The organism is Geofilum sp. OHC36d9 (assembly GCF_052400685.1).
Lineage (GTDB): Bacteria > Bacteroidota > Bacteroidia > Bacteroidales > Marinilabiliaceae > CAZHHH01.
This window is the reverse complement of the sequence record NZ_JBQTGJ010000024.1, coordinates 42,058-55,896: the sequence shown is the minus strand read 5'-3', so window position 1 is coordinate 55,896 and position 13,839 is coordinate 42,058. Positions and strand designations below refer to the sequence as shown.

General features: G+C 41.8%; 10 protein-coding genes and 1 pseudogene. 4 read left to right on the top strand and 7 right to left on the bottom strand.

The features are described from left to right. Positions 1 to 159: 159 nt before the first annotated feature. The 5 genes and pseudogenes from ACT3CD_RS15880 to ACT3CD_RS15860 form a co-directional block, all read right to left on the bottom strand. A pseudogene (locus ACT3CD_RS15880) lies at positions 160 to 231 on the bottom strand (hypothetical protein); the annotation flags it as partial. A 73-nt stretch (positions 232 to 304) separates the two neighbouring features. Next, positions 305 to 1,750 carry a hypothetical protein gene (locus tag ACT3CD_RS15875; protein WP_444646642.1) on the bottom strand — a complete coding sequence of 482 codons (1,446 nt, stop codon included), beginning with the start codon at positions 1,748 to 1,750 and terminating at the stop codon, positions 305 to 307. Continuing rightward, positions 1,738 to 2,349: an RNA polymerase sigma factor gene (locus ACT3CD_RS15870; protein ID WP_444646641.1), complete on the bottom strand. Its 612-nt coding sequence runs from the start codon at positions 2,347 to 2,349 to the stop codon at positions 1,738 to 1,740. Before ACT3CD_RS15870 ends, ACT3CD_RS15875 begins: the two co-directional genes overlap by 13 nt. 79 nt (positions 2,350 to 2,428) lie before the next feature. Continuing rightward, entirely contained in the window at positions 2,429 to 4,822 is a 2,394-nt protein-coding gene (locus ACT3CD_RS15865; RefSeq protein WP_444646640.1) for a TonB-dependent receptor, read from the bottom strand. 88 nt (positions 4,823 to 4,910) lie between these two features. Continuing rightward, positions 4,911 to 5,294 carry a co-chaperone GroES gene (locus ACT3CD_RS15860; RefSeq protein WP_444646639.1) on the bottom strand — a complete coding sequence of 128 codons (384 nt, stop codon included), beginning with the start codon at positions 5,292 to 5,294 and terminating at the stop codon, positions 4,911 to 4,913. Between the two features lie 142 nt (positions 5,295 to 5,436). Here ACT3CD_RS15860 and ACT3CD_RS15855 point away from each other — a divergent pair, with 142 nt between their 5' ends. The 4 genes from ACT3CD_RS15855 to ACT3CD_RS15840 all read left to right on the top strand — a co-directional run bounded on the left by ACT3CD_RS15855 (position 5,437) and on the right by ACT3CD_RS15840 (position 11,234). Then, entirely contained in the window at positions 5,437 to 7,221 is a 1,785-nt protein-coding gene (locus tag ACT3CD_RS15855; protein ID WP_444646638.1) for a chloride channel protein, read from the top strand. Between the two features lie 427 nt (positions 7,222 to 7,648). After that, positions 7,649 to 8,929 carry a serine hydroxymethyltransferase gene (gene glyA, locus ACT3CD_RS15850; protein WP_444646637.1) on the top strand — a complete coding sequence of 427 codons (1,281 nt, stop codon included), beginning with the start codon at positions 7,649 to 7,651 and terminating at the stop codon, positions 8,927 to 8,929. A gap of 106 nt (positions 8,930 to 9,035) precedes the next feature. Beyond that, positions 9,036 to 9,851 carry an SDR family oxidoreductase gene (locus ACT3CD_RS15845; protein ID WP_444646636.1) on the top strand — a complete coding sequence of 272 codons (816 nt, stop codon included), beginning with the start codon at positions 9,036 to 9,038 and terminating at the stop codon, positions 9,849 to 9,851. Positions 9,852 to 10,097: 246 nt separating this feature from the next. Next, positions 10,098 to 11,234: a metallophosphoesterase gene (locus tag ACT3CD_RS15840; protein WP_444646635.1), complete on the top strand. Its 1,137-nt coding sequence runs from the start codon at positions 10,098 to 10,100 to the stop codon at positions 11,232 to 11,234. A 115-nt stretch (positions 11,235 to 11,349) separates the two neighbouring features. On the opposite strand, the gene ACT3CD_RS15835 is transcribed toward ACT3CD_RS15840, so the two are convergent. Further along, on the bottom strand, positions 11,350 to 12,735 hold the full coding sequence (locus ACT3CD_RS15835) for an adenylate/guanylate cyclase domain-containing protein (RefSeq protein WP_444646634.1): 1,386 nt from the start codon (positions 12,733 to 12,735) through the stop codon (positions 11,350 to 11,352). 126 nt (positions 12,736 to 12,861) lie between these two features. After that, positions 12,862 to 13,785, bottom strand: coding sequence for a tRNA (adenosine(37)-N6)-dimethylallyltransferase MiaA (miaA, locus tag ACT3CD_RS15830; RefSeq protein WP_444646633.1), 924 nt, complete (start codon positions 13,783 to 13,785; stop codon positions 12,862 to 12,864). Between the last annotated feature and the right edge of the window lie 54 nt (positions 13,786 to 13,839).

Genomic DNA, 13,839 nt, shown 5'->3' with positions numbered 1-13,839 from the left:
GAAGCCATGTAGGTATCTACACGGCGTCCTTTTTTGTCTGGGAAGCCATGTAGGTATCTACACGACGTCCTTTTTTGTCTGGGAAGCCATGTAGGTATCTACACGACGTCCTTTTTTGCCGGGGAAGCAATGTAGGTATGTAAAAAGCGTCCTTTTTTTTTAAATCACCAACCGACATGAATTGTCTTTAATATTAAAAATAATCCTTCTCTCCTTTATAATACTTGCATTAGCGTAACTCTGTTACACATCGTTGGGCATTTTTTAGTCCGAATTCATCGCCGTATCATACCAGGTTTTTTTGTTATTTCCCCAGTGTATATCTTAATCCGGTGAAGAATCCCAATGAGTAAGGTCGAAATCCGGATGGATGATCTTTATTTATTTCTGAAAGGAAATAGTTGATACGCGGTTCAACCGATAGCGACAGTCTGCCCACCAGCGGGACGCCCATGGCTATTCCGGCATGACTGCTCAGCGTCATGGATGATATACCTGCTGTTTCACCCAACGAGAGCTGCTCTCCATCGTTGTTTAGATACGCCCGGTTGTCGATGAGCCAGTTGGTGCTAATACCGCCAGCCAGCGACAGTTTGATGTGTCCGTCCAGGGGCAGGTAATAACGAATGGTTAGCGGTACTTCAACATAGTCGAGGTACTGTTTGATGTTCATATTGCTATTTTCGGATGCAGAAGAAGCCAATAGATTAATTTCCTGCGATGAGCTATAATCCATCGATTTCACAGGTTTATTGGCGGATGCATCTTTTGTTTCAAAACTACCCAATGAGTTGGTGAGAGAAATATTCCTGACAGCAGGAACGCTTGATTTTTCTGACATGGCATAAAACCGTTCTTTTTGAACACCTGCTGTCACTTCCTGGCCCATACGCGAGTATCGGATGCCCGATTCTATCGTCCAGTTTTTATGCACCTTAACGTTTACATCGAAGGCGGCAGCCAGTGTTACAATGCCTTTTTCGGTATTTTGCCCTGAGGGGTAACTGTTGTTTGCATCGTAGTGTGATAATGTGCGGTAGTTGTATGTGGGCGACACGCTGCCTCCCAGTTGAACTTTCACGGCTTGTTTGTTTTTGGTCGTGGCTGTTTCGTCAGACGGATTGTTTACGTTGAATTTTTGAATCCAGTTGGTTTTGGTTTCTTTGAATTGTAATTTATCGGCCAATACCTTCTGGGGCTCAAACAGAGGGCTGTTGTGCTGATGTTCCAGCAAAGGCATGTCGGTTGGAGTTGCCTTTTGGGGACTCTCCTTTTTGGATTGATTTTTTAATGTAAAAAGTGTGGTTTTAACGACCGGCTCGTTGTTAGCCGGTTGATTGGTTGTTGCAGCAGTATAATTGCTGTTTGGCCGGTTCATGTTTTCTGTTTGGGAGGCGCTGTTGGGTGACTGCGATGGTTCGTCAATCATTTTATCATCTGCCTGGTCTGACAAATAAGGGCTCTGTTCGGCTGTCTGTGATGCCTCGGTGTTGCTTTCTGATTCAGGAATAGTTAATACACTCAGGTTGGGCAATAAGTTTTTTTGCGGAAGTATCACATAAATGCCAATGGTTAAAAGGCCAATCATCACGACAGCAGCCGGAATGGCCCAAAGGAGTATTAGTCTTTTTTTATTGCTTTGGGCGTTTAAAGATGCTTCAATTTTTGACCACATATCAGCTGGAGGCGCAGTGATCTGTCCTTCCATCTGTTTTTTATATTCCGATTCTATATATTTTATATCTGCCATATTACCTCTTTTTTATCAGTCGCGGGTATCTGGGTCTTGATGTGTTTTTGCAGCCATTGACGGGCACGCGATAAATTTGATTTGCTGGTTCCTACCGAAATACCCAGTTCTTTGGCTATCTCGTTGTGTGAAAAATTTTCAAGGACATACAGGTTGAACACGATTTGATACCGATCGGGAAGTTTACTGATCCAATTCAATATTTCGTTGAGTGATGGTTGGGTGCCGGATGAATCATCTTCTTCGGCCGGGCTCTCCTCGGTCAGATTCATTATTTCCTCTTCTTTTACAAAATGTATTTTGGATTTTTTACGAAGGTCTTGAAGAATCGTTGTAACTATTACTCGTCGCATCCAGCCTTCGAAGGAACCGGCATGGTTAAATTGATGAATTTTTGCAAACACTTTTAGAAAACCTTCCTGCAAATAGTCTTCTGCGTCGGCTCTGTTTTTGGCATAGCGAAGGCAAACAGGAAACATCCGCGATGCAAAATGCTCGTATAGCATTTGTTGAGCATCGCGACGCCCTTCTTTGCAGTCATCTATAATTTTTTTTAGCTCCAACACTGTAATGTGAGATGTTAATGCAGATATTATCAATGTTTTATCTGCAAAAAATGTTCCTTTCTACGAACCGGTTCAAGCGTTAGATGGTAATCTTTTTAAAGGGTTGCGTCAATTAAAATTCTAATATGATCCCAATTGAGGGCAGAACGGTTCCGGATGTGGAGGTTAGTTCTTTCAGTATATATTGTGAGCCATCGTTTGAAAGACGAGGATTTCCGTTTTCATCTGTTTCCTGAATTAATTTGGGCGCATTTCTGCTTTGAAAATTGTAGGCGTTTTGCACATCAAGGTATACTTCAAGCGCAAATTTTTTGAAGTAATACGATTTATCAATCCGAATGTCAAGTTGATGAAAGGGGTCGTATCTCAGACTGTTGAATTTTGTGTAGTCAAGGTACTCCCGGTTACGGGCATCCCAGGCTTCCACTTTTTGTGAAGTTTCGTAGTCGATGGGTGTGTAGGGGAGTGCCCCAATGTAGCGCCATTTCAGACCTGCATCCCAGTTGTTTCTGAATGATTTATTGAGCGTCAGGGTGAGCAGCTGGCCACTGTCCCACGATGAAGGGAGCATCTGACCGTCTATATTGGTGAATTCGCTTTTTACCAGCGTATAAGCCAAAATGTAGCTTAGACCATTGGGCGATTTTTGTTGGATGAGTAACTCGGCGCCATAAGCCTTACCATCTGACAGTGGCACTACTTCTTCGTCGCCCAATACGCCATAGTCGGCACCTTTGCTGGCCAGAGAAATGCCATCGCTAACCGAAACAGGATAATTGCTGTAATTTTTATTGAAGCCTTCGATACTAACCTTCGTGTAGCCGTTGGGAAGCCATTCAAAACCGGCCACAAAATGGTTGGCTCGTATGTATTTTAATTCATTGGCTTTGTTTATCAGGTCGTTGTTTTCGTCGCGGTAACCCATTGTGGTGTATGCCGGCAATTGGTAATAGCTGCCCAAAGAGGTGTTAAAGGTTACGCGGGGCATTATTTGAAATGACAATGCAGCGCGTGGGCTGAACTGATCGAGGGGGTTTTGCATGGAGCTGTTGTAGTTGTTGGCATCCACACGTGTTCCGGCCGATACTTTCAGGCGGTTGTTGAAAAATGTTTGCGACAGTGAAATAAAACCGCCCCACTTAAACAGGTTTAATGTTGAGGTATAATCCTCACGGTTCACCTGATTGTTAGAAAAGACGGTGTTGCTGGTTCGGTTATAGTAGCCGGCTGTTTCTACATTGAACCCGGTGCTCAGAGTCATACTACCGGGGTTTGAGAAATATTCAAATCGTAATTTGTTTTCTATTTCGTCAGAGATGTAGTCGTACTGTAAGTTGTCGGGTGAGCTGTCGTCGTTATTGGTGTATTTGAAATTGACATTGTTGAGATGATTGCGGCTGGCCGATAAAATAAAATAGCTGTCGGTGAAAAAGTGCTTGTACGAACTGCCAATGGCGTAATTCCATTGGTCACTTTCTGGCAGATAGTTGAGGATATATTGGTTTTCTTCAGTGGCCTCAGTGCTTGTGTTAAGCCGATACCGGTCGATGGCGCCAACCCCTAAAAAAGTTAGTTCGTTGCGTTGGTTCAGTTTCGTTTTGGTGAGAAATTGAAAATCGTTGAAGGTCGGCAGAAATGGTAAACCAATGTAATTAAATAATAGTTGTAAATACGACCGACGGGCCGAGAAGAGTGCGGTGGTTTTTTTTGACAGTGGCGTGTTAACCGATGCTGCTATTTCGGATGCGCCTATAACGGCTTTGTAACTCGTTTTTTCGGGGTTCGGTATAATCTGTTTAAATTCGAAAACCGAACTTAAAGCGTTGTTGCGTGAAGCCGGGAAAGCCCCTGAATAGAAATCAACTTCTCGTATAAAATCGACGTTTAAAAGGCTGATGGAACCTCCCGAAGCACCTTGTGTGGAGAAATGATTCAGCACCGGAATTTCGATGCCGTCGAGGTAAAAGCGGTTTTCTGACGGTCCGCCGCCACGTACGATCAGGTCGTTACGATACGATGTGGTGCTGCCTACACCCGGGAAGCTTTGTAACACCCGGGCAAAGTCACGGCTGGCGCCGGCACTTTTTTCAATAATATCCAGACCTATGCGTTGCAGCGACAGCGGACTCTCAATCTTTTTTGCAAAGGGACTGGCTGTTATTTTTACTTCTTCGAGACTGGTGGTGGCTGGTTTTAGTGCAATTTCCACGTAATTTGGCCGTACCGATGAGAGCATGATTTGTTCTGTTACGAGTGGTTCATAACCTATGGACGATAACTGCAAGCGTACAAAACCGGGGCTCAGATTTTCAAATTTAAATAGCCCGTCCTCATCGCTGGTCGTTCCGTTTGTGGTGTCGTATACAATAATATTGGTAAAGGGCAGTGGCTCGTTGGAGTAGGCATCTTTAATAACGCCCGAAAGCACCGCCGTTTGCGATTGCAGGGTTGTACCCATCATAAGGAACAGACCTAATGCAGAGACTAAGGTTTTTATGTTGCACATATCTTTTTTTGGGTTTGCATTATTTCAATATTATTGGAACAAAAGAAATGGCCGTTTGTTTGTCACGCTGCTGTCTTGTGTCTGATTATTACTCAAATAAGCCTTCATCTCTGATTAACATCAGAATGGCCGATTGTGGTACAATTTGATATTTTTCGCCATTAAATTCAATGTCGAAACTGCTTCCTTGCATATAAACGGCCATATCGCCTTCGCGGGGTTGTAGCGGAACGTATTGTACGTTTTCATTTTTCGATTTCCAGGGCTCATCGGTTTCTGCAATTGCCGGAATGGGGTATCCGGGGCCGGTTTTTACCACATATCCCTGCACTATTTTGTCTTTTTCCTGGATGTTTGGAGGTAAATAGAGGCCTGATTTGGTTTGTTTTTGGGGTGATTTGGGTTTAATAAGTACCCTGTCACCAATCATAATGACATTCTCAAGGTTATTTTTATCAATACTTAATAACATGTTGGTTTTGTGATTAGAATTTTTAATTTCACCTTTGCCGTTTATGGCGCTGCAAAATTAAGATATTTTAAACAGCTTCATTTGAATTTGGTTTGATAAAAATGACAAATAGGTTTAAATTCGCACTGCCGAAATTTTTAAAATGATTGATAAAGATTCTTTCTCTAATTGGTTTACCCAGTTTAATATCTGGCGTGCTAAAAATATTTCTCACCAGAATTTTCTGCTAATACTGGCCCTTATTGTTGGCTTATTTAGTGGTTTAGCTGCTGTTATTCTTAAAAATGCCATTCACTATATTCAGGTATTTGTGACGGAGGATTTTAATATAACAAACTGGAATTACATGTTTTTGTTGTATCCTATGGCCGGCATTTTAATTACCATTTTGTTTGTACGATATGTGGTTAAGGATAACATTGGGCATGGCATCACTAAGATTTTATATGCCATTTCTAAAAAGGACAGCCACATTAAGAGTCATAATTCTTTTACTTCGGTAATTGCCAGTGCCTTTACCATCGGCTTTGGGGGATCGGTAGGAGCTGAGGCGCCAATTGCGCTTACCGGGGCTGCGATAGGATCAACTTTGGGACGTTGGTTTCATCTGAATTACAAAACAATAACATTACTTGTTGGCTGTGGTGCATCCGGGGCCATCGCCGGTATTTTTAAGGCGCCAATGGCGGGATTGATGTTTACGCTTGAGGTGTTGATGCTGGACTTAACAATGGTGTCGATAGTGCCTTTGTTGCTGTCTGCTGTGACAGCTTCCTCAATTGCCTATTTTTTTCTTGGTAAGGGTGCTGAGTTTACGTTTATTTTGGAGGCGCCGTTTGAACTGAATAATTTACCTTTTTATGTCATATTAGGGGTGGTTGGAGGTTTGGTTTCTCTTTATGTAACGCGGGGAACGCTTTTTCTGGAACAGAAAATGGAACGTCTTAAAAATCCCTATGTCAAATGGATTGTCGGAGGGTTGGTTTTAAGTGTTCTTATTTTTATACTGCCCCCGTTATATGGTGAAGGCTATACGACTATCACATCACTTCTTTCGGGCAACTCCTATGCCTTGTTTGAGAACAGTATCTTTTATGGCTTCAAAGATCAGCAGTGGGTGGTTCTTATTTTTCTGCTTTCTTTAATAGGCTTTAAGGTGGTGGCGTCAGTCGCAACCAACGGAAGTGGTGGTGTTGGTGGTATTTTTGCTCCTTCATTATTCATCGGCGGGGTAACAGGCTATTTTTTGGCCCTACTGCTCAATACGTTTGGTGCTGATGTGCCTGTTTCACATTTCACCCTGGTGGGCATGGCCGCGTTAATGGCCGGTGTGATGCATGCACCGCTGACTGCAATCTTTTTGATTGCTGAAATTACCAATGGATACGCGCTTTTTATTCCTCTGATTACCGTATCGACTATTTCTCTTTTAACAAACAAATATTTTGAGCCGCATACCATTTACACCAAACGGCTGGCCCGTCGTGGTGAACTTATTACTCATCATAAGGATAAGGCTGTATTAACGCTGATGCGTTTAAATAAGGTGCTCGAAACTGATTTTACAACCGTTCATCAGGATCAGACGCTGGGCGAATTGGTCAAGATAATTGCCAAGGCCCGCCGAAATATCTTTCCGGTGGTTGACGATTCATATAAACTGATCGGGATTGTTATTCTCGACGATATCCGTGAAATAATGTTTAACAATGAGCTTTATACAACCACTAAGGTCAGTCATTTGATGATGGTTCCGCCGGCGTTTATCAATATAGATGAAAATATGGATGAGGTGATGAATAAGTTTGAGGCCACGGGTGCCTGGAATTTGCCGGTGGTTGACGATGGTAAATATGTCGGTTTTGTTTCTAAATCGAAGATTTTCTCGGTGTACCGGCGTGTACTGATTCACTTCTCGGAAGAGTAGTATTAAATGAATGATTTTTAAAGGTTATCTGCTGGCTATCTTAATTAATTACGGTATTTTTGTAGCCAAATTAACTCGCTTTAATTTAGGATTGAGCAATTAATGTAGAGGGTAGTTGTTGGTTTTGTGTGTTTCATTTTGGTCCTTTTTTTAGAGCTTTTGATTTGTAAAATGTTTAGTGAAACAAATTCCGGTGTCGGAATAAGTTGCTTCTGTCCTTACGTAATAAGCTAATTATATTACAGATGAGACGAGTTTTTTTGCGGGATAACACGAATATTCATGTTCATAGCAAATCTGACGTTCCATCTGATTTTAACAAACAAATTATTCACGGATGAAACGAACCATGGGAATTGCTTCACACACAAGAGTATAATTAATTAAGGCGAGTTCCATGTGACCTTAAAAAACAAATTATAAACACATGAAAAGAGACGAACAAATCTTTGACTTAATCAAAAAAGAACAGCACCGTCAGATGGATGGCATTGAGCTAATTGCCTCTGAAAACTTTGTTAGCCCCCAGGTGATGGAAGCTATGGGTTCTGTTATGACTAATAAGTATGCTGAAGGACTTCCGGGTGCGCGTTATTATGGCGGCTGTCAGGTGGTTGACCAGAGTGAAGGGTTGGCTATTGAGCGCCTGAAAGAGTTGTTTGGCGTGGCCTGGGCCAACGTACAGCCGCACAGTGGTGCACAGGCTAATATGGCTGTTTTGATGACGGTTTTAGAGCCCGGTGACAAGTTCTTAGGTCTTGATTTGTCTCATGGTGGTCACCTGTCACATGGCTCTCCTGTTAACAGTTCTGGTTTGCTTTATGAGCCCATTGCCTATGGGGTGAAGAAAGATACCGGGCTGGTTGATTATGATATGATGGAGGAGCAGGCGCTTAAACATAAACCAAAATTAATTATTGGTGGTGCTTCTGCTTATTCGCGCGATTGGGATTACCAACGTATGCGTGCTATTGCTGACAAAGTGGGTGCATTGCTGATGATTGACATGGCGCATCCTGCCGGTTTAATTGCAGCCGGATTACTTAATAATCCGGTTAAATATGCACATATTGTAACCTCTACAACGCATAAAACGTTGCGTGGTCCACGTGGTGGTATTATTATGCTGGGTGAAGATTTTGATAATCCTTTCGGTAAAACTACCAAAAAAGGAATCATTCGTAAGATGTCTTCATTGCTCGATTCTGCTGTTTTTCCTGGTATTCAGGGCGGACCTTTGGAACATGTTATTGCCGCCAAAGCGGTTTCTTTCTACGAAGCTTTACAACCTGAATATAAGGTTTATCAAACACAGGTTAAGAAAAATGCCTCTGAAATGGCTCGGCTGTTGATGGAGAAAGGTTATAAGATTATTTCCGGCGGAACCGATAATCATAGTATGTTGGTTGATTTACGTACTAAATTTCCGGACCTGACCGGTAAAAAGGCCGAAAACACATTGGTCATGGCCGATATTACCATTAACAAAAATATGGTGCCTTTCGATGACCGTTCGCCCTTTCAGACTTCCGGTATTCGTTTGGGAACAGCTGCCCTTACCACACGTGGCTTAAAAGAAGGTGATATGTCGCCGATTGTTCGCTTAATAGATGAAGTTCTTTCAAGTCCTGACGACGAAAAGGTGATTTCCACTGTGCGCAAGGAGGTAAATGAAATGATGACCGGATTCCCCTTATTTGCTTATTAAACTGAATTGTTATAGTACGAAAACACAGAGTATGCTTTGTCATATTCTGTGTTTTTTTTTACAACTAAATGGAATGGTTGATTGTTTACTAAACTAAAAATCAGATATGACCAATAATGTTGTTTTTATTACCGGCGCATCATCCGGTATTGGGTTGGCCACCGTTAAATATTTTGTTGAAAAAGGATGGCAGGTGGCTGCTACGATGCGTAATCCTGCTGCTGCTGATGAACTTCGCCAATTGAAAGGGGTAAACATCTATCAGCTTGATGTGACTGACCCTGCCGCTATCGGGCTGGTGGTCGATCGTGTTTTTAAAGATTTTGGTCAGGTGGATGTGATTATAAATAATGCGGGTTACGGTGCTGTTGGTCCCTTTGAAGGTGCTGGCGAAGAGGCTTTATTCCGACAATTAAATACCAATTTTTTGGGGACGACGCGGGTTATTTCAGCTTTTTTGCCTCATTTTAAGAAACAAAAGGCAGGAACCATTATTAATCTGTCATCCATTGCGGGGCGTTTGGCTTTACCGCTTTACTCGGTGTATCACGCCTCAAAATTTGCCATAGAAGGCTTTTCCGAAAGCCTTTGGTATGAGTTGCGACCGTTTAATATTAAAGTCAGGTTGATAGAACCGGGGCCTATTAGGACTGAGTTTAACGGCCGGTCGCGTGTTGATTTGGTTGCTTCAGGCGCTGAGTATGAAGGGTTCGTCCGTAAGGTCGATACTTTTTATAACGACCTTTTCAAACGGGCCGAAAGTGCTGATGTGGTGGTGAAAACTATTTATAAGGCCGCGGTTCAGGGTGGGTTTCGAATTCGTTATCCGGCCGGATATCGGGCTAAAGCCTTATTGTTGTTTCATAAAATTTTACCGGGCATTATGTTTCGATGGATTGTTCGGTTTATGCTGAAGATATAATTATTTGGTAATTCGTTTTGCGCAGACAGTCAGTTAAACTCTTTATGATGGTTGCCTGGATTATCATTTGAATGAACCTTCAACTGTTTTATCGGTTATAATCTTCGATAAATAGTGCTTGTCCATAAAGTTGTGAGTTTGGATTGAGTGCAAGCATAACGCAAAAATTACATTTTATAGTCAGATTTTTAATATCATATAACGACACCTTAATAGCTGGATGTATCATTTAAAATTATGGAATTTATGTTTTTTATACTCGTTTTTGTCGTTCATTTTTTAGTGAATTTATACATTGGTTACAGGGGCTATCAGGCTCTGGAGGTTTATCCAAACTTGCGCGTTTGGTTTGTCCTTTTTATGATATTGATGGTGTTGGCTTATCCTTTGGGGCGTATCCTGGAAAAATATTGGTACCATCCTATCCCAATTACGTTACATTGGATTGGGGCTTTTTGGTTTGCGGTGATGCTTTATTCGACCCTGTTACTGCTGGTGATTGACATTGCAAGGGTTGTTAATTCAATTGTGCCTTTTTTTCAGTATTTCAATTCAGATGTGTTAATGCTAAAGTGGTATTCTCTGATAGCTGTTGCAGGAATTGTGGTTGTAGTCGTGTTGGCCGGTCATATTAATGCATGGCATGCCAAAACTGTGACGTTGAATTTGTCGGTTGATAAGCCTGCCGGTGATATGAAGTCGGTTACTATTGTTGCCGTGAGCGATGTTCACATGGGGACGATTATTGGTCCCCGCAAAACGCAAAAGCTGGTGAATAGCATTAATGCGTTAAAGCCCGATTTGGTTTTGCTGGCCGGCGATGTGGTTGATGAGGATGTTGGGCCCGTGATTCAGCAGAATCTGGGTGAGAATCTACAGAAAATTATAGCGCCACTTGGTGTTTATGCCGTGACGGGTAATCACGAATATATTGGTGGCGTAGAGCCTTCAGTAAAATACCTGGAGCAAAATGGGATAAAGATGTTGCGTGATTCTTCTGTTTTAATCAGCAACGCTTTTTATGTGGTGGGGCGCGAAGACCGTTTTAAAAATGCCCGAACGCAAAATGAGCGTTTGTCATTAAATGAGTTGCTTGCCGGTGTCGATATGAGCAGGCCTGTTATAATGCTCGACCATCAGCCTTATAACCTGGATGCGGTGGCTGATGCCGGTGTTGATGTTCAGATATCGGGACATACTCACCACGGACAATTATGGCCTTTTGGTTATATAACACAGAAGCTGTTTGAAGTGAGCCGGGGGTATAAGCAAAAAGGGAAAACGCATTTTTATGTGAGCACAGGTTTTGGCACCTGGGGACCGCCGGTGCGCACCGGCAATCGTCCGGAGATTGTCCTGATTCATTTGCGTTTTAAAAATTAAGAAGGATTGTTTTGAGCTGCTCTGAAGAGATACGTCTCGTTGCACGACGTATGTCGTTGTTGGTTATTTTTACAAGCCGTTGCCGTTGGGCTGAAGCGGCATCCGACAGCAGTATTTAATAGATAATTTGTTTTAACCGTTCTATTTGGTTTTGTTTATTAACCTCGCGTAGGCGAGAGGCTGTTTTGGTGAAATACTGGTGTTCTTTAATAAAACGTAATTGTCTTTTATTCCAGTCGTTAAGTGAACCTACCATGTTTCGTTCCTTTAATTCCTGATAAAGGGTATTGGATACCGGAATGAAATCGGTTCTGCCCAGATAATCCAGATCTGAGTCGCACATAATTTTTTCTAAAAGATCTTTGGGTTGTGGCGGCATTTTGGTGGCCATAATTAACCGGTTTACAGTATCGATATATTCATGGGGGAAATTATAGCTTAGTATTTTTTCGCGGGCCATTACGGTACTGTGGTATTCATGGTCAACATAGTTGATGGTATGACCTGCATCGTGAAAAAGTGCGGCCAGCTTTAATAGTAAAATTTCTTCTTCTGAAACACCTTCCGACCACCCAATTAATTCAACTTCAGTAATCACATCTATCGTGTGCTTTATGTTGTGATAGAATAATTTTTCAGGAAGATTTTTTTCCAGATAGTCCAGCACTTCTTCCTGAAGATCCATGAATTTTAGATGGCCATATTTAACTTTATAGGAACTGTTGGCCTCATAATTATTTTTGTCGCATTGTAGTTCGGGAACCCAACCCTGTATGTGGTAAATGTTTAAGTTTCCGATGTATTTAAATGGCATTTGACCAATATGAATTCCCACAAAGAATTCTTTTATCAGTTCGTAGGTCATTACCGAAGCCGTTATTGCACATGGAGGGGTTGCTTCGCCCAATCGTATCGCCATTTTTAAATTATCGCCCGAAAAGCTGAAAACAGGATTTTCTTTTGATTCGGGAATTGCCAGTACGGAACCGGTATGAATGGCTATGCGTGTTTGCCAAATTATTTGACTGTCGTTTTGGATCAGGCTTTTGGCCATGTGTTGCATTTCCAGTGCGACTTCTGTTATGTCGATGGCGTTGGTGCGCGTTTCGCCCTGTAAACCTGTGGCAAACAGCATTGCGTCACCAAGCGATTTGATTCTGACGATGTTATGTTTAAATGCGATCTCGTCCAGATGCATACTAAGCTCGTCCAAACGATCAATCATTTGTTCAGGATGTTCGCATTGATACAATTTGTCGAAACCGGAGATTCCTACATATAGTACAGATACCATTCTTAGCCGACGGGTGGATTTGCGTCGGTCTTTACCCGTCGTCATATCTGGTTCAGGAGTAAATTGATGGAGAAGCTTTTGGTAGTTTCTGTTTTGTTCTTCGATGGTCGAAAAACGGCTGGTCAGTTCTTCTATTTGCGCTTTGAGCTTTTTATTGTTATTAGCCAGTCGTTGTAAACGTTCTATATAGCTCTCAGCTTCTCTCATAGATACCAGTTCTTTGAAAATTGGTGTCACACGCTGTCTCCTTTCATTTTTTTGAGATTTGAATCCCTTGGCTTAGGTTTCTTTATTTGTGTTTTAATATAATACAAACAAATATGGGCGTTTGTTTTAATCGCTTAAAAGATTTATGACTGTGTTTACTTTTTCTTCCATCGGTTGTGAGGTTTCTATCCAATGAATATTAAAACCTCGTCTTTCCATGCCCCTAAACCACGTCATTTGTCGTTTTGCAAATTGATGAATGGCAATATTCAGTTGTCGAACCATCTCATCGTAGCTTAATTCTCCAATAACGTATTGCGTTAAAAATTTATATTCCAGACCATAATATATTAAATCTTCCGGAGGTATGCCTTCTTCAAGAAGATGTTTTACTTCTTCAACCATGCCTTCATTCAAGCGTTGATTTAATCTTCGTGTGATTTTTTTCCGTCTTTCTTCCCGGTCAATGGAAACGCCGATTATGAGCGGTCTTATTTCCGGCAGAGTTACTTCAAGGTCAGGATGACTCTGGTAATAGGTCTCAATTTCGATGGCTCTGATGGCGCGTTTAACGGTATCAGTATCTGTCGAATTGTGTAATTTACGAAATTGGCTTAAAATGGTTTCCAGTTCCTTTAACGATTTTTCTTCCAGCGACTTTCTTAACTCTGGATTGGGCGGTACATGAATCATTTTATAGCCTTTCAATACGGCTTCAATATACAATCCGGTGCCACCGCATAAAATGGCTGTTTTATTTTGTTCTGTTAACTGCGTGAAAACTTTGAAAAAATCGTTTTGGAATTCATATACGTTATATTTATAGCCGGGTTCTTTTATGTCGATGAGGTGAGCCGGTATTTGTTTTCCGTCTACCAAATAGTCCTGATAGTCTTTGCCGGTTCCCAAATCCATGCGGCGGTATATTTGCCGTGAGTCGCCACTGATAATTTCACCATCAAGCGCGTTGGCCAGATGTGCCGCAAATGCTGTTTTTCCACTGGCCGTTGGACCAGTAATTACTATTAAATTATATTTGCCTGGATGCATGTTATAACATTTCTGTTGGGTAAAGATAAAATTTTGTTGATGATAACCAGCCTA

Coding starts and splice junctions, on each gene's coding strand:
- ACT3CD_RS15875 (WP_444646642.1), bottom strand. CDS start 1,750: ATGGCAGATATAAAATATATAGAATCGGAATATAAAAAACAGATGGAA.
- ACT3CD_RS15865 (WP_444646640.1), bottom strand. CDS start 4,822: ATGTGCAACATAAAAACCTTAGTCTCTGCATTAGGTCTGTTCCTTATG.
- ACT3CD_RS15860 (WP_444646639.1), bottom strand. CDS start 5,294: ATGTTATTAAGTATTGATAAAAATAACCTTGAGAATGTCATTATGATT.
- ACT3CD_RS15855 (WP_444646638.1), top strand. CDS start 5,437: ATGATTGATAAAGATTCTTTCTCTAATTGGTTTACCCAGTTTAATATC.
- glyA (WP_444646637.1), top strand. CDS start 7,649: ATGAAAAGAGACGAACAAATCTTTGACTTAATCAAAAAAGAACAGCAC.
- ACT3CD_RS15845 (WP_444646636.1), top strand. CDS start 9,036: ATGACCAATAATGTTGTTTTTATTACCGGCGCATCATCCGGTATTGGG.
- ACT3CD_RS15840 (WP_444646635.1), top strand. CDS start 10,098: ATGTTTTTTATACTCGTTTTTGTCGTTCATTTTTTAGTGAATTTATAC.
- ACT3CD_RS15835 (WP_444646634.1), bottom strand. CDS start 12,735: ATGAGAGAAGCTGAGAGCTATATAGAACGTTTACAACGACTGGCTAAT.
- miaA (WP_444646633.1), bottom strand. CDS start 13,785: ATGCATCCAGGCAAATATAATTTAATAGTAATTACTGGTCCAACGGCC.